The sequence below is a fragment of the Kiloniellales bacterium genome (assembly GCA_030066685.1).
GTDB lineage: Bacteria > Pseudomonadota > Alphaproteobacteria > Kiloniellales > JAKSBE01 > JAKSBE01.
Window position 1 is genome coordinate 18681 of record JASJBF010000033.1, and the last position, 21648, is coordinate 40328.

The 21648-nt window shown below is 68.0% G+C and carries 20 protein-coding genes; 11 read left to right on the forward strand and 9 right to left on the reverse strand.

The annotated features are described in order from the left end of the window. Positions 1-189 precede the first annotated feature (189 nt). Positions 190-633: a hypothetical protein gene (locus QNJ30_19135; GenBank protein ID MDJ0945587.1), complete on the forward strand. Its 444-nt coding sequence runs from the start codon at positions 190-192 to the stop codon at positions 631-633. Continuing rightward, a complete protein-coding gene (locus tag QNJ30_19140; protein MDJ0945588.1) occupies positions 630-1226 on the forward strand; it encodes a protein-disulfide reductase DsbD family protein in 597 nt (198 codons plus the stop codon). The genes QNJ30_19135 and QNJ30_19140 overlap by 4 nt, the downstream gene beginning before the upstream one ends. A 1-nt stretch (position 1227) precedes the next feature. On the opposite strand, the gene QNJ30_19145 is transcribed toward QNJ30_19140, so the two are convergent. Continuing rightward, on the reverse strand, positions 1228-2136 hold the full coding sequence (locus tag QNJ30_19145) for a sulfotransferase domain-containing protein (protein MDJ0945589.1): 909 nt from the start codon (positions 2134-2136) through the stop codon (positions 1228-1230). A gap of 271 nt (positions 2137-2407) precedes the next feature. On the opposite strand from QNJ30_19145, the gene QNJ30_19150 reads away from it, so the two are divergent. Further along, positions 2408-3550 carry a hypothetical protein gene (locus QNJ30_19150; protein MDJ0945590.1) on the forward strand — a complete coding sequence of 381 codons (1143 nt, stop codon included), beginning with the start codon at positions 2408-2410 and terminating at the stop codon, positions 3548-3550. A gap of 28 nt (positions 3551-3578) precedes the next feature. Here QNJ30_19150 and QNJ30_19155 read toward each other — a convergent pair whose 3' ends face one another. The 4 genes from QNJ30_19155 to QNJ30_19170 form a co-directional block, all read right to left on the reverse strand. Continuing rightward, complete coding sequence (locus QNJ30_19155) at positions 3579-3995, reverse strand: HAD family hydrolase (protein MDJ0945591.1); 417 nt, start codon at positions 3993-3995, stop codon at positions 3579-3581. Positions 3996-4154: 159 nt separating this feature from the next. Then, complete coding sequence (locus QNJ30_19160) at positions 4155-4916, reverse strand: SDR family oxidoreductase (GenBank protein ID MDJ0945592.1); 762 nt, start codon at positions 4914-4916, stop codon at positions 4155-4157. A 169-nt stretch (positions 4917-5085) separates the two neighbouring features. Beyond that, positions 5086-5517, reverse strand: coding sequence for a hypothetical protein (locus tag QNJ30_19165; GenBank protein ID MDJ0945593.1), 432 nt, complete (start codon positions 5515-5517; stop codon positions 5086-5088). Positions 5518-5532: 15 nt separating this feature from the next. Further along, positions 5533-6699 (reverse strand): hypothetical protein, encoded by a 1167-nt coding sequence (locus QNJ30_19170; GenBank protein ID MDJ0945594.1) that lies wholly within the window; start codon positions 6697-6699, stop codon positions 5533-5535. Positions 6700-7005: 306 nt separating this feature from the next. Between QNJ30_19170 and QNJ30_19175 the strand changes: the two genes are divergently transcribed. The 7 genes from QNJ30_19175 to QNJ30_19205 all read left to right on the forward strand — a co-directional run bounded on the left by QNJ30_19175 (position 7006) and on the right by QNJ30_19205 (position 13004). Then, the gene (locus tag QNJ30_19175; GenBank protein ID MDJ0945595.1) at positions 7006-7665 is read left to right on the forward strand and encodes a cyclic nucleotide-binding domain-containing protein; all 660 of its coding nucleotides are present in this window, start codon (positions 7006-7008) and stop codon (positions 7663-7665) included. Between the two features lie 64 nt (positions 7666-7729). After that, positions 7730-8284, forward strand: a complete 555-nt coding sequence (locus QNJ30_19180) for a DOMON-like domain-containing protein (GenBank protein MDJ0945596.1) — start codon at positions 7730-7732, stop codon at positions 8282-8284. Then, on the forward strand, positions 8281-9483 hold the full coding sequence (locus tag QNJ30_19185) for a DUF1343 domain-containing protein (GenBank protein MDJ0945597.1): 1203 nt from the start codon (positions 8281-8283) through the stop codon (positions 9481-9483). The genes QNJ30_19180 and QNJ30_19185 overlap by 4 nt, the downstream gene beginning before the upstream one ends. A 59-nt stretch (positions 9484-9542) precedes the next feature. Continuing rightward, entirely contained in the window at positions 9543-9890 is a 348-nt protein-coding gene (locus QNJ30_19190) for a c-type cytochrome (protein ID MDJ0945598.1), read from the forward strand. Positions 9891-10243: 353 nt separating this feature from the next. Continuing rightward, entirely contained in the window at positions 10244-11854 is a 1611-nt protein-coding gene (locus QNJ30_19195; protein ID MDJ0945599.1) for a hypothetical protein, read from the forward strand. A gap of 226 nt (positions 11855-12080) precedes the next feature. Continuing rightward, the gene (locus QNJ30_19200) at positions 12081-12407 is read left to right on the forward strand and encodes a hypothetical protein (protein ID MDJ0945600.1); all 327 of its coding nucleotides are present in this window, start codon (positions 12081-12083) and stop codon (positions 12405-12407) included. Between the two features lie 108 nt (positions 12408-12515). Next, positions 12516-13004 carry a hypothetical protein gene (locus QNJ30_19205; GenBank protein ID MDJ0945601.1) on the forward strand — a complete coding sequence of 163 codons (489 nt, stop codon included), beginning with the start codon at positions 12516-12518 and terminating at the stop codon, positions 13002-13004. Between the two features lie 150 nt (positions 13005-13154). On the opposite strand, the gene QNJ30_19210 is transcribed toward QNJ30_19205, so the two are convergent. Both QNJ30_19210 and QNJ30_19215 read right to left on the reverse strand, forming a co-directional pair. After that, positions 13155-14021: an HAD family acid phosphatase gene (locus tag QNJ30_19210; protein ID MDJ0945602.1), complete on the reverse strand. Its 867-nt coding sequence runs from the start codon at positions 14019-14021 to the stop codon at positions 13155-13157. Between the two features lie 368 nt (positions 14022-14389). Further along, positions 14390-15043, reverse strand: a complete 654-nt coding sequence (locus tag QNJ30_19215) for an isoprenylcysteine carboxylmethyltransferase family protein (GenBank protein MDJ0945603.1) — start codon at positions 15041-15043, stop codon at positions 14390-14392. 509 nt (positions 15044-15552) lie between these two features. Here QNJ30_19215 and QNJ30_19220 point away from each other — a divergent pair. After that, a complete protein-coding gene (locus QNJ30_19220; GenBank protein MDJ0945604.1) occupies positions 15553-15945 on the forward strand; it encodes a DUF4440 domain-containing protein in 393 nt (130 codons plus the stop codon). A gap of 60 nt (positions 15946-16005) precedes the next feature. Here the strand turns inward: QNJ30_19220 and QNJ30_19225 are convergent, their stop codons facing one another. Both QNJ30_19225 and QNJ30_19230 read right to left on the reverse strand, forming a co-directional pair. Further along, a complete protein-coding gene (locus QNJ30_19225; GenBank protein MDJ0945605.1) occupies positions 16006-19413 on the reverse strand; it encodes an adenylate/guanylate cyclase domain-containing protein in 3408 nt (1135 codons plus the stop codon). A 277-nt stretch (positions 19414-19690) separates the two neighbouring features. Beyond that, the gene (locus QNJ30_19230; protein ID MDJ0945606.1) at positions 19691-21622 is read right to left on the reverse strand and encodes a VWA domain-containing protein; all 1932 of its coding nucleotides are present in this window, start codon (positions 21620-21622) and stop codon (positions 19691-19693) included. Positions 21623-21648: the final 26 nt, after the last annotated feature.

Sequence of the window (21648 nt, forward strand, 5' to 3'; positions counted from 1 at the left end):
GCGGCGTCGCGCACCCACCGCTGAAACGCCACGACGCCGTCGGCGCAGGCGCGCTGGACCTGACTCCCTCCGTCTGGAGGTGTAGGGTCGATCCTGTGAGGGGCCGTGCCCTTCGCGCCAGGACGCCGGCGCCGAGGACGGTCGCCGCTCCCTGGGTCCGGGTTCGCGTCGCCCTGGGGGAGGGCCGACATGAAGCTTGCGATCGCCGCTCTGCTCCTTCTGGTCCTCGCCGCCTGCCAGGCCTTTACCGGCAAGTTCCCGCAGCGCTACCGCGCCGACGAAGCGAGCTACGCGGTCACCGGGGCCTCGGAGATCCTCGTCGTCTACATCGGCGCAGCCAACTGCCCGCCCTGCTACACCTACAAGGCCAGGGACTACCCGGTCTGGGCCCGCAGCCAGGAATACGCGCACGTCCGCTACCGGGAACTGCGCTTCCCGCTGTTCCAGCGCACCGACGAGGACCGCTACTGGCCCGAGGACCTGAGATGGGTGCGCGACGCCGCCTATGCCCGACAGGGCGCGCCGCGCTGGATCCTTGCCGTGGACGGCCGCGTGGTCGCCAACGAGTTGGATTGGCGGCGCCGGGCCTTCCCGCTGATCCGGCGGCTGGTCGCCCGGAAGCGCGCGGGATGACGGCCCTCGCCGAAGGCAAGCTCTCGAGTCCGCGGGTGCGCGGCCCGCTGGCACGCGCTGTCCTGTGCCTGTCTCTGCTGTGCTCGGTCCTGCTCCAGCGGCCGGAGGCCGCCCTCGCCGCGGACTGGACCGAAAGGGAGTTCGCCAGGTTCCGGCTCCTGCCGGGCGTCACCGCGGTCGAGGCCGCGCGCGATCTTCTGGTCGGCCTGGAGGTCGAGCTGGCGCCCGGATGGCAGTTCTATTCCGAAAACCCCGGAGACTACGGCGTCGCGCCGCGCCTCGACTGGAGCGCCTCGCGCAACCTAGCCGAGGCCGAGATCCATTGGCCCGCGCCCAAGGCCTACATCTACGGCAGCGATCCGACGGTCAGCACCCTGGGCTACAAGGACTCCTTCCTGCTGCCGCTCGCCCTGGTCGCGGAACGCTCCGGCGAGGCCTTGGACCTCCGCCTGGCCCTGGACTACGCCGTCTGCGAGGCCTTCTGCGTGGTCGACAGGGTCGAGCTGCGCCTCACACTGCCGCCGGGCCGGCCCGAGGCGACCGGCCACGACGCACGGCTCCGCCGGGCCCTGGGGGAGGCACGCGCCCGCTGACTCATGGCAGCTCGCCGCTCAGCAGCCAAGCGGCGCAGTCCGCCCCAAGCTCGTCGCGCGCCCTGCGCTCGTAGGCAGCGGCCTCCTCCGCGGTCAAGACGTCGCGCCAGCGGCCGTTGCTGCCCTTGTGCAGGAAGGTCTCCGCACCGCCCTCCCAGAAGGCGCCGCCCAGGGGCACGCTGACCTCGGCGTTGGCCTTCATGTAGTCGAAGCCGCAGTGCGCGACGATGGCCTCCCACCTGGCCTCGTCGACCGGGATCTCGAGAAAGGCCGCGATGCGCCGGATCTCGCCGGGCAGGTCCGCCTTCAGCCGGCCGAAGTGCACCAGCAGCAGGTTCGGCAGATGCCGGATCTCCCACCAGGAGGCGACGTTTTCCCAGAACGACCAGAAAGGAAAGCCGTCCTTCTCGAACCAGTCCCGGTAGTACTGCCGGACCGAGTCCGGCGGCGGCTCGATCGGCGGGCCGACCCGCCCCGGGCTGTCGTTCAGCGCCTCGTACCACAGCGCGTTGGCCTTGGCGTGGTGGTTGTAGAGGCTCCAGACCACGTCGCGCCCGTCGCGGCCGATGTAGAGGTACTTGGCCTCGGGTGAGAAGACCAGAGCGTCGACCGGCAGATGGGTCTTCACGAAGCGCCGGTGGCTCTGCTTCTCGACCTCGGCCAGCTTGACCTTCTTGGGCGGCACCCGCAGGTCCAGCCAGGGCGACATCTCCGCCACCGGCAGGCCTTCCTCGCCCTTGAAGATGAGCTGGCTGACGATCTGCTGCAGCCAGGTGGTGCCGGCCTTCGCGTAGCTGGCGATGACGATGTCGTCGTCGCGAAAGCGGAAGTCGTTCCAGACCGTCGAATCGAAATGATGGTTGTGCAGTTCCCTGGCCTTTTGCGGCCAGGCCTCGGGTTCCTGTGTCACCTCGTCCCCCTGGACCGTGTCGGCTTTTCGGTCCCCGACGATTATGCGCCAGCTCAGGGAAATCCCCTAGTGTGACGAAACCCACGCTGGAGCGTCGGCGGGTCTGCCAGGCTTCGCCCTCGGCCCGCCGGCACGGGGGGAATCGCCCCTCGGCGGCGGCGCGCCGCGCCGAGCGGGGTCACGCCGACCGGAAATGCAAGATCGCGCAACAACTTCATCATCGCAAAGCGGGTGAGCGGTCGGGCCGCCCAGCCGCCCGAGGAGGTGCATCATGACTGGCAGCAGAGTCAGGATTTGGAAGCAGGATCCCAGCGTCGTCAGCGCCGGAGTCCGGACCGCCTACATCTCGACCGACGTCGAGCACGGCCCACAGGACGCCGACGTCGCAATCCGCGGCATGCCGCACGTCATCGCCAACTCGGACGACGACTTCCTCTTCGATCCGGCGGAGAACCCCATAGAGTTCGACGCCGTCCACACCTTCGCCGTGGTCCGCCAGGTCCTGACCATGTACCGGCGCGCCCTGAACCGGAACGGCATCACCCAGAACTTCGACTGGCAATGGGGCGGCAACGCGCCGATCGACGTCTACCCCCGCGCCGGCATCGACGCCAACGCCTATTACAGCCGGGACCTCAAGTCGCTGCGCTTCTTCTACTTCCACCCCGGCGGCAACGAGACCAGGCCGCTGGTCTACACCTGCCGGTCCTTCGACATCGTCGCCCACGAGGTCGGACACGCCGTGCTGGATTCCCTGCGGCCGGGCTATTGGGACAGCTGGCATCCGCAGACCGGCGGCCTGCACGAGTCCTTCGGCGACATCACGGCGATCCTCACCATGCTCGCGCAGATGGACCAGTGCGAGGCGATCATCGCCCATTCCAAGGGCGACCTGCACGCCAAGGGCTTCTTCCCCGCGGTCGCCGAGCAGTTCGGCGAGGCGCTGCACGGCCGCAGGACGGGGCTGCGCAACGCCGACAACGACCTGAAGCTCAGCGAGGTCTCGACCCAGGTCCACCAGATCTCCCAGGTCTTCACCGGCGCCTTCTACGACATCCTCGCCGACATCTTCGAGGACTACCACAAGCCCGATCAGTACGATCAGGCGGAGACCCTGTTCCGGGTCGGCAAGCACATGACCGCGCTGATCATCCTGGCGCTGCTGGAGGGCCCCGAGGTAAACGCGACCTACAAGGACATCGCCGAGAAGATGATCGAGATCGAGCCCGAGGCGAAGTGGAAGGAGTTCATCCACGCGCAGTTCGCGCGCCGGGAGGTCTTCGGCGGCCCGGTCGGCCTTGCCAAGGTCAAGCCCCAGGCCGTCGAGTTCAAGGGCTGTTGCGGCACGCTGCAAAGCGCCGAACACAGCGGCGCCGTCGAGAAGTCGATCGCGCGGGCGCTGAAGAAGGGCTGAGCCGGCACGGGCGGCCGGGGCGGTCGGGTCAGCCGGCCAGCATCCGCGCCAGGCCTTGCAGGTCCTGCGGGAAGCGCGCGACCCGCAGCGCGCGCAGGCCGACCGCCTGGGCCGCCCAGGTCTCCACCAGGTTCTCCCCGACGAAGACGCAGTCCTCCGGCGGGACGGCCGCGCGGCCGACCGCGAGGCGAAAGATCGCCGGGTCCGGCTTCTCCACGTTCACTTCGGAAGAGAGCAGCACCAGGGCGGGCCGGAAGTCGTCGAAGCTGAAGTCGCCCGGCAGGCCGGCGGCGAGCTGCGGCCGGGTCAGGTTCCCCGTGTTCGAGATCAGGCCCAGTGGCAGCCCCGCCGTGCTGAGCGCGCCCAGGCAGTCCCGCGCGCCGGGCATCCAGGACGAGCCCCCCACCAGGGTGTCGCCGATGTCGAAGAAGACGGTGATAGGCATGATGCCGGCTCCTTTCCCGGTCCGTTTCCCGGCCCGAAAGCCTGGCTGAAGTCAGCGCGGCCGCGGCCCGGATTGCAGCATGTGGCCGACGCTGAAGCCGGTCGGCGCTTCGCCGCGCATGGCCCGGAGCCGCGGCACCGGAGGACCGCCGGGCCGGCCTCAGATCGAGCCGGCCTCGACCATGTAGTTGTTGGCCGTGCACATGGCGGCGTCGTCCGAGGCCAGGAACAGCACCATGCGCGCCAGATAGACCGGCTCGATCAGGTCCGGCAGGCACTGCCTCTGGCGGTGGCGCTCGAGCGACTCCGGCGTCGCCCAGAGTTCCTTCTGGCGCTCGGTCATCACCCAGCCGGGCACCACGGTGTTGACCCGGATGCGGTGCGGCCCCAGGTCCCGGGCGAAGGCGCGGGTCATGCCGTGGACCGCCGCCTTGGCCGAGGTGTAGACCGGCATGCCGCCGGCCGCTTCCCACCAGGAGTTGGAGCCGAAGTTGATGATCGAGCCCTTGCCGGCGGCGATCATGCCCGGCGCCACCGCCTGGATGGCGAAGAACATGTGCCGCAGGTTGGCGGCGATCCGCTCGTCGTAGTAGTCGGCGCTAACCTCCTCCCAGGCGTGGCGGTCGTCCCGCGCCGCGTTGTTGACCAGCACCGTCGCCGGGCCCAGCGCGTCCTGCAGCGCCGCGAAGCCGCGCTTCAGGGCCTCGATGTCGCGCAGGTCGCAGGCCTCGAAGCGGACCGCCCCGCCCTGCTCCGCCAGGGTCTCGGCCAGGGCCGCGCCGCGCGCTTCATCGATGTCGAGGAAGCCGACCTGGGAGCCCTGCGCGGCGAAGGCGCGCACGATCTCCTCGCCAATGCCCGAGGCACCGCCGGTGACGAAGACCACCGCTTGGTTCAGGCTGGGATAGCGGGCGAAGGACATGGCGCGACTCCGGAGGGACTGCGGCGAGCGTTGCGCTCGGGCGCCGGCTTCGGCCGTGCGTTCCGCGCCCGAGCGGAGGGCATCGCCATGGACGCAGAAATTCTGCGCCGCCACCATGAAATAGATCAAGCCGTCCCTGCTCTTTCGGCTCCGCGCGGGCGGCGCGCGCTCAGCCCTGGTTCTCGACCGCCTTGAGCACGGTGTCGGAGGCGCCGGCGACGCCGTCGATCAGCTTGGCGACCTGGGTGACGCGCTCGGCGACGGCTTCGCCGCCCTCCACCTCGTCGGCCAGAGCCTTGGCCGCGGCGACCAGTTGCGCGACGGCCTGCTTCGCGTAGCGGCTGTCCTCGACGAGGCTTCGCTCGTCGTCCTCGAGCTCGCGCAGCGCCTCGTTGGCCCGGTTCCGCAACCGTCTCAGGTCGCGGACCTTGGTCTTGCGCGTCTCCAGGTCCAGGCTCTGGTCCCCCGAGACCGCCTCGGCTTCCGCCAGGCAGCGCGTGATCGTGGCCATCTCGGCGGCCTGCCCCGCGCGGTTTGCGGCCAGCGCCTCCGTCCCCGGCACGGGTTCCGCAGCGTTGCTATCGAGTCCTGTATCGCTCATCTCTCGCTCCCCGTCCTAGCTTTCGGCCAGCGCTTCTGTCGCCTTCTTGATCTCTTCGAGCTGACCGGCCAGCTTCTTCAGAAGCTTGATCGTCGCGGCGAAGTCATGATCGGGATCCTCCAGGGCGGACTTCAGCGACGCATGCGCGGCCGAGACGCCGAGCAGGGGCTCCACGTAGTTCGCCGACCCAACCTCCCGCAGCACGACCACGGCCGAATCCATGGTCTCGAGCAGCGCGAAGATCTTGCGGTCCTCTTCGAGGCTCCGCTTCGCGTCCTTGGCCAGGTTGTAGTCCTCGACCGCCTCGCCGAGGCGGAAGCGCGCGTCGCGCACGATCTCGAAGCTCAAGACCAGGGCCGCGTGGCAGGCGATGGCCGCGCTGTCCCTGACCGCCGGATCGGTCTCGACCACCACCTTCTTGATGAAGCGGAAGCGCTTCTCCCGCAGGATGGCGCCGGTGAGTGTGACCGCCGCGTTGCCGACGGCCGTCACCACCGGCGCGGCCGCCACCCCGTAGGGACCCGCCGCCGCGGCCAGCTTGCCGAAGGCGTCCGCGACCTTCTGCGCGGCCTCCTCCAGCGCCTCGATGTCCTTCGCTTCCGCCGCCTCCTTGAGAGCGCTCGCGTAGGCCGCCAGGGCCGGCATCACCCGGGCCTGGGCCTCGACCCGCGGCGGCGGCGGCGGGATCTGGCCCGACTTGCCGTTGCCCAGGCCCCCGCCCTCTGCGAGGCCCGTGAGGTGGGCCGGGTCGATTCCGCAGAGATAGAGCGGATCCCTGAGCCTGCGCTCCGCGGCCGGGGCGGCGGCCGCCGCCGCTCCTTCGGCGGTCTCGACGGCGCAGTCCTCGGCCGCCTTCTCGAGCAACTTCTGCCGCTCCTTAAGCGCGGTGGCGCGCCCCTCTTCGTCCGCGGCGCCCGGGCTCGACGGCGCCGCGCCGCCGCTGCCGCCGGCCAGGTCGAAGATCTGCCCGCAGGCGGCCGTCGTCCGCAGCGTGGGCCGCTCGTCGGCGATCAGGCTGTAGTTGCGCCGCTTGCGCACCGAGGTGTTGGCATCGACGACCTTGGTCAGGGCCTCGTCGGCGCCGGTCACGGCCTCCGCGTAGTCGCCCGCCACCTTCGACAAGTCCGGGGCGCAGGCGCCCAGGGCCACCGCAAGACAAGCAGCCAAGGCTGTCCGGCGCATCACACCCCCCTCGATTATCTCGTTGAAACGACCTCGCGCCACCGGGCCCTCGGCGTCCTGCCCTTCGGGCCCCGAAGCGCGCGCGAGTAGAGCATGGGGCCGAAGGGCAAAACGTGGCGAAAGTCACACCCCGGCGGCGCAGGAAGCCCTCGCCCCGCGCTCGGGACCTTTCTCGGGGCCGAGGACGATGCAGGCCGCCCTGTGACCAAGCCCACACGCCCGGCCCGGAGGCGGTGGCAGGATCCGCCCCATCGCGGCGCGCCGGATCGGCCGGCGGCGGCCGCCTTTGTACGAGGGGAAGTGGCCGTGCAGGAGCTGACCGTCGACAGCGGCTGGCTGATCCACGTCGCCGCGCTGCTGCAGGTGCTGGGCCTGCTGCTGCGGCGCCAGCTGCTGCTGCGACTCTTCCTCCTCGCCGGCAGCCTCGCTTACGTCGCCTACTTCTACGCCCACGCGGTCGAACCGATGTGGGCCCCGGTCTTCTGGAGCGCGGTGCTCGGCACGGCCAACGCGATCGGCATCGCGCGCCTGGTCCTGGAGCGCCTGCACTTCCGCCAGAGCGAGGAGGAGCGCCGTTTCCTCGAGACCCTGCGGGTCCTGAGCCCGGGCGAGCTGCGCCGGCTGATGCGCCTCGCCCAGTGGCGCGAGGCCGGGGCGACGACGACCCTGACCCGGGAGGGCCGGCCGGTCCGCGAGCTCTACTACGTGCTCGACGGCGGGATCGTGATCGACAAGGCCGGCAAGTCCTTCCCGGTCCGCCCCGGCGTCTTCATCGGCGAGGTCGCCTTCCTCCTGGACACGCCGGCCTCCGCCACGGTGACCCTGGCCCCGGGCGCCCGCTACATCGCCTGGCCGGCCGGCCCCCTGCGCCGCCTGATCGGCCGCACCCCCTCCCTGGGCCTGACCATGGAACGCCTCTTCAACCAGGAGCTGGCCCGCAAGGTCGCCCGATCCTGGGGCGCTTGAGGCGCGTCGCGGCGAGGGCTGGAAATCCCGTCCGCTCGCTTGCCGCCGCCGCTACACTGCCGCCATGCGCCAGCCCCTGACGCCTCACCCGGAGACGCCCTGCGGCGCGGTGATCCAGATCGCCGTCGAGGCCGCGCGGACGGGCCCCGGCGCCCTGCGGCTGCGCTACCGGGTGACCGGCGAGATCGGCGGCCTCAGCCTGCCGCCCGTGTCCGCGCCCGCACGCGCCGAAGGTCTCTGGCAGCACAGCTGCTTCGAGGTCTTCCTGCGGACCGGGCCGGGCGGCGCCTACCACGAATTTAACTTCGCGCCCTCGACGCGCTGGGCGGCCTACAGCTTCGAGGGCTACCGGGAGGGCATGCGGGTTGCCCACGAAGTGGAGGCGCCGCGGCTCGCGGTCGAGACCCGGGACGGGGCCTTCGAGCTGCGGGCCAATCTGGCGCTGGACCGTCTGCCCGACCTGTCGGCCGACGCGCCCTGGCGGCTCGGCCTCTCGGCGGTGATCGAGGAGGCAAGCGGCCGCCTCTCCTACTGGGCCCTGGCGCATCCGCCGGGGCGGCCGGACTTTCATCATTCCCATTGCTTTGCCCTGGAACTTCCCGCAGCTTTGCGGCCATGAACTTCGGCATCGACCGGCTCATCGCCGACCCCGCCCTGCGCGCCCCGCTCCAGGGCAAGCGCGTCGCCCTCCTCGCCCACCCGGCCTCGCTCACCGCGGACCTCACCCACGCCCTCGATGCGCTCGCCGCCTGCGGCGATCTCCGGCTCAGCGCCGCCTTCGGCCCGCAGCATGGCCTGCGCGGCGACAAGCAGGACAACATGATCGAGACGGCGGACTACGACGATCCGGTGCACGGCATCCCGGTCTTCAGCCTCTACGGCGAGGTTCGCCGGCCGACGGACGCGATGATGGAAAGCTTCGACGTCCTGATGGTCGACCTCCAGGACCTGGGCTGCCGGATCTACACCTACGTCACGACTCTGCGCTACGTCCTTGAGGCGGCCGCCGACCGCGGCAAGGCGGTCCGGGTGCTCGACCGGCCCAATCCCGCCGGCCGGCCGGTCGAGGGCCTGCGCCTGCGCCCCGGCTGGGAGAGCTTCGTCGGCGCCGGCCCCCTGCCGATCCGCCACGGCCTCACCCTGGGCGAGCTCGGCCAGTGGTTCGTCGCCAGCCTCGGCCTCGACGTGGACTACGGGGTCATCGAGATGCAGGGCTGGCAGCCCGAGGCCGGGCCGGGCTTCGGCTGGCCACTGGGCGCGCGGGTCTGGGTCAACCCCAGCCCCAACGCGCCCAACCTCTGGATGGCGCGGGCCTTCCCGGGCACGGTGATGCTCGAAGGCACGACCCTCTCCGAGGGCCGCGGCACGACCCGGCCGCTCGAGCTCTTCGGCGCCCCCGACCTCGACGCGCGCCGGCTCCTCGCTGAGATGCAGGCCCTGGCGCCCGAATGGCTGGCCGGCTGCCGCCTGCGCGACTGCTGGTTCGAGCCGACCTTCCACAAGCACCAGGGCAAGCTCTGCCACGGCCTGCAGATCCACGCCGAGGCCCCCGGCTACGACCACGGGGCCTTCCGCCCTTGGCGCCTCCAGGCCCTGGCCTTCAAGGCGCTCCGCCGGCTCCATCCGGACTACGAGATCTGGCGCGACTTCCCCTACGAGTACGAGGAGGGCAAGCTGCCGATCGACGTCATCTGCGGCGGGCCGCAGCTGCGCGACTGGGTCGACGACCCGGCCGCGACGCCCCGGGACCTCGACGCGCTGGCCAACCCGGACGAGCAGGCCTGGCTGAGCGAACGCCGGGCCCATCTCCTCTATTGAGTGCGACCGAAGGCGCGGACCCTGGCAAGGCACAACACAAGCCCGAAAGCGAAGTTCCAATGAGAACCTGGATCGCGATCCTGCTCCTGGTCGGCCTCCTGGCTCCCGGCCCGCTCCTCGCCCCCGCACCGGCCAGCGGCCAAGCGGTGGGCGACATCGTTGCGGGCGAGCGCCTGGCGCGCGAGGTCTGCGCCGCCTGTCACGCGGTCGAGAAGGGCGACACCCTGGTCTCCTTCGAGGGCGCGCCGCCCTTCCAGCGGGTCGCCAACGACCCTTCGGCGAGCGAGGTCGGCCTGCGCGTCTTCCTGAGGACGCCGCACGAGAAGATGCCCGACCTCATCCTGACCCCGCAGCAGACCGACGACATCGTCACCTACATTCTGAGCCTCAGGGACCGGGTGGACTGAACCCGGACACCTAAGAGCGACTGGTGTCGACAACGGACTAACGCTGCCGAACCTCGACGCCCTTGCCACCCCGGACGAGCCGTCTCGGCTGGAACCGCTTGGTCCCACACGTCGGAAGCCGGGTTTTCCGGCAGAAATCGCTCAGGCCACTCTCCGCAATATGACATATATTTTATATGCTAAAAGTGGTATAGTTATGCCGTTGTCTCGACTTGACCCAATGGAGAGGCGGTCATGTCAGCAGACGCCCCAGCTCCAAAGTCCCGCATTGCCGCAACGTAGTCACCCGTTTCCACTGCGGGCGCGGTCTTGGCCGACGACGACGATGACAATGACGTTCGGGAGGCCTGGAAATGCTGTTCACACAATGCACGAACACCAACAGGATGATCGCTGGCGGCCTGGTGATCACCGCCCTTTGCTTTCTCTACGGAGGACGATCTGAGGCTGAGCCGCTCCTGCCTTGCTCGTCTCCGGATGCCGCAGAGATTATGGTGCAGGAGGGTTTCGACTGCGAGGTCTTCGTCGCGGGCCTCTTCCAGCCGACCGCCCTCGCCGTCGAAGCGAATGGGAACGTCTTGGTCACCGAAACCGGTTTCACCACAGGTCAGAACCCGGTCAAGAGATTTTCCCCTGCCGGCGAGCTGCTGGCCACCAGCGATCCCTTTGCGGATCCGGACGGCGTCACCGTCGACACGACGGGGCGGATCCTGGTCACGGACAGCCCGCAGATCACCATCGTCAACTCCCTCGACGGCGGGATCGACGAGGTCTGCCAGCCCGTGCCCGGCAATCTGCAGGACGTCGACGTGGACAGCCAGGGCCGGATCGTCGTCATGGACTTCAACGGCAACATCTACGATGTCGTCTGCGGCGAGAGCACGACGCTCTGCGTTACCCTGGGCTCGATCGGCGTGGGCGTCGCCTTCGACGAAAGCGATCGGCTCTTCGCCACCCGTTTCGCCGCGGGAGCCGGGCTCTTTCGGATCGACCAGTGCACGCCGGCCGACACGGTCAAGGTCGCGAACTTGTCGGGGGCAAGGCGCATCGCCTTTGGCCCCGGCGGGCGTTTTGGAGAGGAGATCTACGTCACCGACGAGAATGTCACCAATGCCGGCCGGCTCGTGACCATCGACGAGGTCAGCGGCACCGAAACCGAGTTCGCCACCGGGTTCATGATACCTAACGGTCTCGCCTTCGACGGGCAGAATAGCTTGTACGTGACCGACCTGCGACGCGGCCGCGTGATCAAGATCTTCGCCGAAGAGCTTCCGGTCGCGGATTTCCGCTGCAACGAGGCCGAGGGCGCCGACATCGACATCGTCGTCTCGCTCGAGGATCAGTTCGAAGCGATGGAAGCGCTGGTCGACGAGCCGACGCGCTTCTGCAGTCCGGTCGATAAGGACGGCGGGGGAATCCCCGACCCCAGCGCGCACCTGGCCTGCTACGAGATCGAGGTCAGTGGCAACGATGACGATGACGATGACGACGATAGCGCTTCGGTTCTGCGCGAGGTCACGATCGAAAATCAGTTCGGGGAGCAAGTGCTGACCACGGGCAGGTCGAAATCACTCTGCGTTCCCTCCAGGAAGAATGAGGAGCCCTCGGACTTGGTCCTCGACCATTTCAAGTGCTACGAGGCCAAGGGGGACGGCTTGAACGCAACGGTCGACCTCTCCGATGGGTCCTCGACCGCGCGCGGGGTGATCGTGAAGCGCCCGAAGCGTTTCTGTAATCCGGTCGATAAGAACGGTGAGGGAATCCTGGATTCCTCGTCCCACTTGACCTGCTATCGGATTCGTGTGCCCGGCCCTGAGTACGACGACGAGCTCGCTGTGCTCGCCTCCAACCAGTTCGGCGAGCAGGTTCTGGAGGTCGGCGATCCCAAGCTGCTCTGCATTCCCTCGGAGAAGCTGGGTTTCGAGGTGATCGAGAGCCCGAACGACGACGACGATGACGACTGACACAGCGCCAACGAACCCGGAGCCGGAGGGTGCTTGACGAATTCGAAAGCTCTTCCGGTTCCGGCACCCCGCGAGGATTGGCTGATTCCTTTCGGTGCCTCCGATGACCGGATAGAGCCCGTTGCAAAGAACCACTCGCGTCGCCATGCTTGGCCGCGTCGGAGGCGCAGGCTTGGCTGAACGAGCGCCGGGCGCATCTGCTGTATTGAAAGACGCTGGCCGTGTGATGGAAGACGACAACGAGACCTGGATCCTCGACGCGGGCGACGAGGTCATCCAAAAGCGCGCGGCGCAGGGGCCGGCCGCGCTGCAGCCCCTCGAGCGGCTGATCTATTGCCTCTGGGTCGCCGACTACGGCATGCGGAACGCCGGCGACCTCTCGGCTGCCGGCGATCTCTACCCGGACTTCCAGGCCGAGGCGGCGGAGCTGGCAGGTGACCTGAAGCTGCCGACCACCCATGCCGCCTTCGCCCTGCCTCCGGCCGAATTGGAGCAGCGCTACCTCCAGCTTTTCGATGCCATCTGCGAGGAAATTCGCGCGAAGCAGGCCTGAGTTAACGGATTCGCTCCGAGGCAGGCATTATCGTCGAGAACGACGCAGGCGGGCAAAGCCGCCCCTGGCGGCAGCGCCTCGCCGGTTCCCCATTGCGCCAGGTGACCCATGCCGAAATTCCTGTTCAAGGCCAACGACGACGTGATTTCCCACTGCCAATGCCAGGACGCGCCGGCCATGTCGACCGGGCAGTTGGACTGCCCCTGGTGTGGCTGCGGCTGGCTGATCTCCTGCGCGAAGTGCGCGAAGGCCTTCACCTACGGAATCGTGCGGGAGACGGACGTACCGATCATCGAGCTAGGGCGCAGGGAGGTGCGGCGCCGTGGGCTCGACTCGGTCTCGGAGCAGGAACTCGAAGACTGGGCCGACGCCATGGCGCGCGAGTTCGCGCGTTTCGACATCGGCCAGATCGTGGTCTACCTCGACGGTCACTATTGGCCGCTGGACGCCGAGAAGGTCACCTTCGACGGCTACTTCGCCAGTCACGACCTCGAGGTCCTGCCCCATGCAGAGGCGCTGAAACGGCCCGAGGCCCTGTCCGAGCTGCTCTCCGACCAGGCCTACTGGTTGGAACGGGAGCTGCCCGACCGCGACTGACGGCGAAGGTCTGCACTTCAGGGGCCCGACGCGCGCCAGACGCGGTCGTGCGGAGACGCCTTGCCCCCGGCGGGCGCAGTCAGGACGCAACCTCCGCGGACTTCCCTGCGGCCCCAGGGTGAGGTCCGGCATTCGGGCTTGATGGATCGCTCAGGGCCCCGCCCAGATGGTCATGGCGTCGTACTTCGCCTGGCGGCGCTGCGCGCCCGGCAGCGTCCGGTCGTGGTCGAAGGGCGCGGACTCCCAGGAGCCGTACATGGGGTTGGCGATCACGAACCACAGGCTGCCCCACATGTCCCTGTGCTCGGTCAAGAGCGCCTGCCGCGCCGCCGGGGAGCCCTTGTAGCCGTCAACGAAGTCGCCGAAGTTGTCGCCGATCATCATGACGACACGGTAGGTCTCGGCGATGTGGGCGCGCCGCGGACTCTTCTCGAACGACTTCCAGGCCTCGCTTTCGCCCCGCGTCAGCACGGTATCCTCGGTCTCGTCGACCGGGTAGCCCAAGGCCTTGAGGTTGTTGCGGGTCGCCTGCTCCTGAGGCGCCCTGCGGTTGGTCACGTAGAAGACCTTCACGCCCTTGCTCACCGCACGCTCGATGAACTCGAGCGAACCCGGAATCGGGCGCGATGTCTCGGAGCGGACGAAGGAAACCCAGGTCTTCAAGGCCGCGCTCTCGCCCGTCTTCGCGAGCCAGGCCTGATAGGCCGAATTGTCGAGCACCGTCTCATCGACGTCCAGGATGACCGCCGGCGGCTTGTCCCCGAAGCCGCTGCCCTGCTCGGCGGGGGCCGCGGTCAGGGATGTATCGGCCAGGGCCTCGTCCAGCATGATCCCGGCGAGCCTGTAAATCGCCAGGCTGTTGGCCTTGAACTCGACCGACGACTGCGTCCAGAGGGTCGCGTTGAGGAGATCATTGTGCGCCTTCGGCTCGAAAGCCGCCGCGCCTTCCGGCAGAGCGACCTGGACCGCGGCCGCCGCAACCAGCGTGAGGCCGATCGTCTTGATGGCTCGTCGCATGGGCCTGTCCTCCCCCATCGGGTCGTCGGGCCCTCGCGCAGCGCCGGATCTGACGGCCCAAGCCAGAACATAGTGCGCGCGCCGCGCGCATGACAGGCGTTTGCGTCGCGCCCCGCAGGACCTCCTGGTCACGCGGGCTGCCCGGAGAGCGGGTGTCGGAGGGCCCTTGATCGGCGAAGTGCGCCGTTCCGCGAGAGATCGCGATCATCACGCTCGAGGAGAACTTGGTTCTCTAGGCTGCCGTCTCGGCGTGACTATTCCTGGCGGCAACGAAGGACGGGACGCGAACCCAGGACAGGACTGCCGTCTACGAGAGCCAGCAAACGGGCTCCGGCCCGGGCAGGGCAACCGGGGATTTCTCACGCGACCTAATGGTGAATGAGCCACCGCGGGGTTTGGCCTCTGTAGGCCTCGTACTCGGCGCCGAAGCGCTTCAACAGCAAGCGTTCCTCCACGCCTACCTGCGCCGTCACGGCCCAGGTTCCGGCGACCAGACAGGCCAGCGTGAAAAGCGATGGCAAGGCCAAGAAAAGGCCGAGCTGAGCCGCGACCACACCCAGCATCATCGGGTTGCGCGAGACGGCGAAAGGACCCTTGGTGATCAGTCGAGTTTGGTCCTCGGCGCGCGTGCCGGATCGCCAATCCTGCCCCATGTACCAGTGAATGGCGATGACCGCCGAGAACCCGGAGATCAAGAGGACCTGGCCGAGGATGAGGACGAGGGGATGCCACAAGGCATCGAAGGTGACCAGGTATCGGTCGAGCCCGGGCCACACGAGGCGGAGAACGCAAACCCCGAGAATCAAAACGCGAAACACCCGAAAGGCAAAGTGGGTTGCCCAGTGCCGGGACCCGGGATGACCGGCGAACACCGGAGAGGTCCGGGTGCGACGAATGATCGCAAGGATGCGAAGCGTATAAAACGCGGCGACGCCGACGAAGAACAGCGCCAAAAACCAGCGCGTAAAGTCAATTACCGTCACCTTCTGCCCCCGTCGTCGCGCGAGCTCAGATGTGGTCACGCGGCGCGTCCAAGCGTGCCGCTCCCGAAGCTTCAAACATTTGTCGAGCCTACGTCAATGGAACGACGGTTTCGTGTCATCCTCGAACCAAGGCCAGCCCGACCTCGGAGGTCCGCTCCTGGGGTCGGGCGGACCCGATCCGCGGACACCCCGCCATCCCAAGGTACGCGCCGCGATAGCCGATCCCTGGGGCGTCCTGCGAGACCGTGGATCGCCCGGACCGGAGGTCGGAGGCGTAGATACCCCACCGACACTGCGCTATCGTTCTTCGAGGGCGATCGAAGACTGAAGGCCTTCTGGTCGGAATGCTGATCGCTGACGTGCCTGCCGATGGCCGCCTCAGGAGGAGGATCGGACACGCAGGCCGATCGCGCAGGAGGCGCGCAGCGAGCAGTCGATCGCCCCCAAGAGGGACGTGTGCCCCAGGCGCATCGTCGAGGTCATGGGCGAAGGCGCGGTGATGCGACTTGCCATGGAGGCATTGCTGCCCGGTTTCCGAGGGGGGAAAGATGGTGGTGACAAGCGACACTCAGTCCATTCGTGACATCGTCAAGGCCAACAACGACCGTTGGAACGCCGCATTCAACAGTGGCGACGCGGTCGCGGTGGCGACTCTGTATACCACCGAGGCAACGGTCTTGCCGCATACGCACGACGTAGTGACCGGCGCGGAGAGCATTCAAGGGTTTTGGAAATCCGTAATCGACGCCGGTTTCAAGGACCACAGGATCGAGATCCTGGACGTCCACGTCAAAGGCGACCTGACCTACGAGATCGCCAAGTGGGCGGCGACGGGGCCCGGCGAAGACGGCGAGCCGCAGAGCTTCGGGGGAAGCCTGGTGAACGTCTATGAACGCCAGGGCGACGACGGCTGGAAATGCTGCCTGCATATCTGGAACTAGGCGCTCCGCTCCAGAGCGGGATTCAGACATGAAGCTGGATTGGCTTCATGTCATCCCGCTCTAGTGATCGGCTGATTGCCGTGCCAGCGTCAAAGCGTCTTTCGCTCTTCGAAGGTCGGCTGTGCCGTGGCCTTCGGTAAACTCCGAATAGACGGACTCCAGGAGATCGAGGAAGGAGTCGGGGCGGCCCTGTTCGGACCGTAGCGGGCCGAGGCTCATCACGGTGCGAAGCTCCCACAGGCGCGCACCCTGCGCGCGCGCCACCAGAAGTGCCCGTTCGAAGCATGCCTCGGCGCGTCGCTCGTCGCGCAAGTCTGGCGTCAGCAGCGTCTCCCCGATTGTCCGATGCACTTCGGCCTCGAACCAGCGCTCCTTGCTTCCCTCGATCCGCTTCTCGGCCTCGTCCAGAACCGAAAGCGCCTTGGCCGGCTCGCCGTAGCGTATGTGCAGGTCGGCAAGCAAGGCGAGAAAATAGGGCATCATGAAGTTGGCACCGGTCTTCTGCCACTCGCCGATGCCGTCCTGCATGGTCTTCATGCCTGCCTGCAGGTCGCCTTCGTTGGCCACCACCCAACCTTGCAGGATGTTGCCTCCCGCCAGCCAGAACCGAAATCCCTCTTCTTCGGCGAGCTTTGCCAGCTCGTCGGCCATGGTGCGCACGCGCCGGGTGTCGCCGCATTGCTGGCGAAGGGTCGCTCCGAAGAACAACGGCAAAGCGAGGCTGTTGCGGTGTCCGATTCGTCTCGCCTCCGCAACGGCCTCTTCGTTCCGCTCGATCGCCTGATCCAGCAAGCCCAGCGGAAGCAGGGTGCGCGCCAGGTAGTCCAGGCAAACCACCTGGGGATCGAAGGCATAGACGAAGGCGGGTGTACGATGCTTCTTTGGATCGTAGAGAGACAGGGCTTCCTCGAGATGCCCGCGCGCCGCAGTGAAATCGCCCGCGGGATAAGAGCTGACCCCGGCAGCCCGCTGCGCGAAGAAAAGCGGCCCGGGTTCGTTGATCGCTTCGGACAGCTTCAGCAGTTGACCGGACGCTGCTTGGGCAGCGTCTAGGTCTGCCGAGTAGAGATGGAAAAGGCAAAGCCCGTATAGGACCGGGAAAAGTCGCTCACGATCGTTCAGTTTCTGGCAGAGCTCGCGGGCGCGCACATAGGCTTGTTCGGTTTCCGGGGCGGCGAATCCGTGGGCTGCAACCAAGGCGCTGCCGATTGCCAACTGAAGTTCAAGCTCCCGACGATGGCGGTCCGCGTCACTCTCAGGCAGAGTCTTTACGTTCTGCAAACCGGCGTTCAGGTGGGCGATCGCCTCCTTTGTGGCGGAGCGGTCCATCGCGAGCTGCGCGGCGAGTTTCCAGTACTCGATTGCCTTTTCTGTCGTCCCCGCCTCCGTGCAATGGCGTGCCAGCAGCTCCGGTTGTCGTTGGACGATCTCCGGGAACTGCTTCTCGATCGCGTCGACGACCTGAAGGTGGAGAACCTGCCGGCGCCGCCGCAGCAAGGACTCGTAGGCCGCATCCTGCACGAGTGCGTGCTTGAAGCTGTAGGTGGCGTTTGGCAGTGCGCCTCGCCGGACCATGAGCTCGGATGCAACGAGCTGATCCAGGGCAGACTGCAGTTCCGCCGCCGGTCGGTTCGCAACCGCGGCCAGGAGCTCGTAGGAGAAGTCCCTGCCGATGACCGCACCGATCTGCGCCACCTCCTTGACGGGCGCCATGCGATCCAGTCGGGCCATGAGCGAGTCCTGCAAGGTCGCCGGAATCGCGAGCGGCGGCAGGGGACCGCAGAGCGCGTACTTCTTGCCCACCGAGCGCAGCAGACCCGACTCGAGGACCAACTTGGTCAGTTCCTCGACAAAGAGCGGGACTCCATCCGTACGGGCGAGGATGTGTTCCAGGACCGGGCCGGGCAGGCCGCAGCCTTCGGTCATGCGGTCGACGATATCTGCCACGTCGTCGCGACCGAGCCGCTTGAGCGTGAGCAAGGTCGCGTGCGGGCATCCCAGCCAGCGTGGCGCGGAATCGGGACGAGAGGTAAAGACGAGAAGAACCGGAAGGCCTTGGGCACGATCGACCACCTGGTCGAACAACTCCAAGGACGACGGATCCATCCAATGAAGATCTTCCACGATCTCGAGGATCGGCTGACGGGCGGTGAGACCGTCCAGCTGCTCCAGCAAGATCTCGAAAAGCCGGGTCTTCTGGCGCTGGGGCGACAGGTTGAGTGGCGGATAGCGGTCATCGAAAGGAACCGACAGGAGCGATGCGACAACCGGCACGGCCTCGTCGAGCGAGTCGGCCGCTTGCGCCAGCAGCGCTTCCAGCTTCTCGAGTCTCTGTTCGGCCGTGTCATCTCGTTCGAAGCCGGCGGCACGGCTCAGCTGGGTGATACACGGATAGAACGCGCTGTTGCTGTGAAACGGCGAGCAGAAATAGGAGAGCCGCAAATGAGGTTCGGCCGAGACCTGGTTGCGCAAGGCCTGGACAATTCGGGACTTACCGATCCCGGGCTCCCCCATCAGCTGGACCACTTGGCCCTCGCCCGACTTGGCGAGGCGCCATCGATCGAGCAGGAGAGCGATCTCCTGTTCTCTCCCGACGAGGGGCAGCAGGCCGCTGGAATGGAGCGCTTCGAAGCGGCTCTCGGCCGAGCTCTCCTGCAGGACTTGATAGGCCAGGACCGGCTCCGAGAACCCCTTGACCGCGCGCGCTTCGAGTGCACGCAGATCGAACAGGCGCCCCAAGAGACGGGCCGTGCCTTCCGCAATCACGACCTGATCCGGCAGTGCCAAGGCCTGCAGCCGAGCCGCCAGATTCGGGGTCTCGCCGACCACCGCTTCCTCTTGCGCCGCGCCCTCGCCAACGAGGTCGCCGACGACAACGACACCCGTTGCGATACCCACGCGCGCGGCGAGCCCCCCGCCTTGCTGCGTCGTCAGGGCGCCGACGGCCGCGGTCACGGCGAGACCGGCTCTGACGGCGCGTTCGGCGGCGTCTTCATGCGCCCTGGGCCAACCGAAGTAGGCCAGCACCCCGTCACCCATGAACTTCGCGATGTGTCCTTCGAAGCGCGTGATTTCTCCCGTGACCGTGTTCTGATACTGCCGGATGATGTCGCGCATTTCTTCCGGGTCGAGATCGTGGCTCAGCTCGGTCGAACCCACGAGGTCGACGAAAACGACGGTGAGCTGGCGTCGTTCGGCCTCTCCTTCGTTGCCCGAAGAACCGACCTGCGTCGGCCCGGGACCGTCGGATTGCCGATCTGCTGCCTGGGCGAGGGGTGGCGCCTCGCCCGCGTTGAGCGCCGCGATCGCGTCAAGCATGCGCCGGCGATGGCCGACCAAGGTGACGCCCAAGTCCTTAAGGTCGTCGCCCGTGAGAGTGAGCAGGACGTCGCCGTCGACCTCGTTCGCGTCGAACGCTGCCTGGTAGCGTTCGAGGCCGAGGCTTCGAAGCCATTCCCCCACATCCACCGCGTTCGCTCCCCCCGAGGATCGCCCCAAAGATGTGACGCACCATTGGAACGAGGATGCTCGCCAAAGTTACCTAACCGGCGCAGTTTGGAAGGCGCGCAATGCTAACACGGCGACCGATTTCTAGGGGCGCGAAACATCTTCTTCGGACCCAATCATCTGGACTACGCCTAGCGTCGTCCAAAGGCTACGCCTTCCGATCTACTCGCCTGGCCGCTCTTTCCGAACTGAATTCCGATTCCGAGGTTCCATCCCAAATGACCAAAAGCACGTTGCTCTAGCTCGTCACCGAGCGGTAGATCGCGGGCAGGGCGGTCACCAGCTTCGAGAGCCGCGGCACGACGGCGAAGCGGCCGCGGCCGAACATGTGGGGCAGGTATTCCGTCGCGTTGCGGTCGACGGTGACGGCGAAGACCGTCTGGCCCTTGCGGGCGGCCTCGCGCACCGCCTGGCGGGTGTCCTCGACGCCGTAGCGCCCCTCGTAGTGGTCCAGGTCGTTGGGCTTGCCGTCGGTCAGGAGCAGCAGCAGCCGGTAGCGGTTCGGGCGCGCCTCCAAGAGGCTCGAGACGTGGCGCAGCGCCGCCCCGATGCGCGTGTAGTAACCGGGCTTGAGCGCGCCGATGCGCTGCTCGACCTGCGGCCCCATGGACTCCTCGAAGGCCTTGACGGTCGTGACCAGGACCATGGAACGCTTGCGCGAGGTGAAGCCGTAGATGGCGTTGGCATCGCCGGAGGCCTGCAGCCCGTAGCCCAGGCTGGTCAGCGCCTCCTTCTCGACATCCAGGACCCGCCGGTTGTCGACCCAGCTGTCGGTCGAGAGCGACAGGTCGATCAGCACCGCGACCGCGAGATCCCTGGCCGCGTCCCGGGCCTGGAGGTAGACCCGGTTCGAGCCCCGGCCGCTGGCCATGAGGTCGCAGCGCGCGCGGATCACCGCGTCCATGTCGAGCTCGGCGCCGTCGAGCTGCCGGTTGCAGACCTCGCGCTTGGGCCGCAGGGCCTCGAAGTAGCGCCGGACCCGGCGGATCTGCCGCCGGCTCTCCTCGCTCGGCTGCCAGGGCGCCGGGTCCGGCCGGCTGGCATCGACGAAGACGCGGCAATGGTCCGGATGGTAGGCGCCGCGCCGGAAGTCCCATTCCGGATAGAGGAGGCCCTCCTCGATCGGGCCGGCGTCGGGGTCCAGGGGGCTCAGGTCGAGGTCGAAGCGCAGCCGCGTCGCGGCGCGCTTGTGGTGCCGCGTCAGCGTGACCTCGTCGGCGTCGTCCAGGGCCTTCTTCGCCGCCGCGCTGTCGTCGTCCTCGACCTTGCGGCTGAGGTTCAACATCTCCGCCCAGGACAGGATCGTCTCGAAGCGGTTGAGAATCAGGGGATCGCCGCGCTCGCTCCGCTCCTGGCGCTTCCGCCTGGCTTTGCGGAGCTGGCCGCGGCCGAGCTCCTCGACGGCGCCGGCCGTCCCGTCCTCCGAGGCCTCCGAGTTGGCCCCGTCGAGCGTCTCGGCCGCGACCTCGCCCCAGAGCGGCAGCGGCAGGAAGCGGCGGTAGCCGGCGGGCGCGCGCAGCCCGGCCAGGGAGTCCTCGGAGTCGCGCAGCACCTCCACCGACGACGCGGCGGCGGCCTGCGCGGCCGGATCGCCGAGCAGGGCCAGGACCAGGTCCTCGACCCGGCGCTCGGTCTCGGGCAGCCGCCGGCGCGGGCGCTCCTTCAGCAGGGCCCGGCAGAGCCGCTCATGCGACGGCCGCAGTCCCGGATAGGACGACAGCAGCGCTTCCGTGGTTTGCAGGGCGCGGCGCAGGAAGGCCAGGTCCGCCTGCAGCGGATCCGCCGGCCTGCGCGGCTCCGGCGGCGGCGAGGCGGCCAGGAAGGCGGCGTTCCAGAGATAGAGCGCGCGGTTCAGCTCGCGATCGGGAAAGGCGGCGATGGCGCGCGGCAGCAGCAGCTTGTCGCCGCGCAGGCAGGCCCGCTCGAGGCTCTCCTCGGTCCGCCCGAGGCGCTGCCGCAGGGTCAGGCGATGCCCGGAGCGCTGCGGCGCCTGGGACGACACCTGGATGCCCGGGTCGCCGCCCAGCCCTCGGAAGACCACGCCGAGCATCCCGGCAAGGTCTTCGAAGGCCACCGCCGCCTCGGGATAGCTCGGATAGCTGGACTTCTCGCCGACGCGGCGGTGCCACCAGCGCCCGACCCCTTCCTCGGCCTCCAGGAACCCCGCCATGGACGCGCCGCCCTAGAGCGGGATGA

Coding starts and splice junctions, on each gene's coding strand:
- QNJ30_19135 (MDJ0945587.1), top strand. CDS start 190: ATGAAGCTTGCGATCGCCGCTCTGCTCCTTCTGGTCCTCGCCGCCTGC.
- QNJ30_19140 (MDJ0945588.1), top strand. CDS start 630: ATGACGGCCCTCGCCGAAGGCAAGCTCTCGAGTCCGCGGGTGCGCGGC.
- QNJ30_19150 (MDJ0945590.1), top strand. CDS start 2,408: ATGACTGGCAGCAGAGTCAGGATTTGGAAGCAGGATCCCAGCGTCGTC.
- QNJ30_19155 (MDJ0945591.1), bottom strand. CDS start 3,995: ATGCCTATCACCGTCTTCTTCGACATCGGCGACACCCTGGTGGGGGGC.
- QNJ30_19160 (MDJ0945592.1), bottom strand. CDS start 4,916: ATGTCCTTCGCCCGCTATCCCAGCCTGAACCAAGCGGTGGTCTTCGTC.
- QNJ30_19165 (MDJ0945593.1), bottom strand. CDS start 5,517: ATGAGCGATACAGGACTCGATAGCAACGCTGCGGAACCCGTGCCGGGG.
- QNJ30_19170 (MDJ0945594.1), bottom strand. CDS start 6,699: ATGCGCCGGACAGCCTTGGCTGCTTGTCTTGCGGTGGCCCTGGGCGCC.
- QNJ30_19180 (MDJ0945596.1), top strand. CDS start 7,730: ATGCGCCAGCCCCTGACGCCTCACCCGGAGACGCCCTGCGGCGCGGTG.
- QNJ30_19185 (MDJ0945597.1), top strand. CDS start 8,281: ATGAACTTCGGCATCGACCGGCTCATCGCCGACCCCGCCCTGCGCGCC.
- QNJ30_19190 (MDJ0945598.1), top strand. CDS start 9,543: ATGAGAACCTGGATCGCGATCCTGCTCCTGGTCGGCCTCCTGGCTCCC.
- QNJ30_19195 (MDJ0945599.1), top strand. CDS start 10,244: ATGCTGTTCACACAATGCACGAACACCAACAGGATGATCGCTGGCGGC.
- QNJ30_19200 (MDJ0945600.1), top strand. CDS start 12,081: ATGGAAGACGACAACGAGACCTGGATCCTCGACGCGGGCGACGAGGTC.
- QNJ30_19205 (MDJ0945601.1), top strand. CDS start 12,516: ATGCCGAAATTCCTGTTCAAGGCCAACGACGACGTGATTTCCCACTGC.
- QNJ30_19210 (MDJ0945602.1), bottom strand. CDS start 14,021: ATGCGACGAGCCATCAAGACGATCGGCCTCACGCTGGTTGCGGCGGCC.
- QNJ30_19220 (MDJ0945604.1), top strand. CDS start 15,553: ATGGTGGTGACAAGCGACACTCAGTCCATTCGTGACATCGTCAAGGCC.
- QNJ30_19230 (MDJ0945606.1), bottom strand. CDS start 21,622: ATGGCGGGGTTCCTGGAGGCCGAGGAAGGGGTCGGGCGCTGGTGGCAC.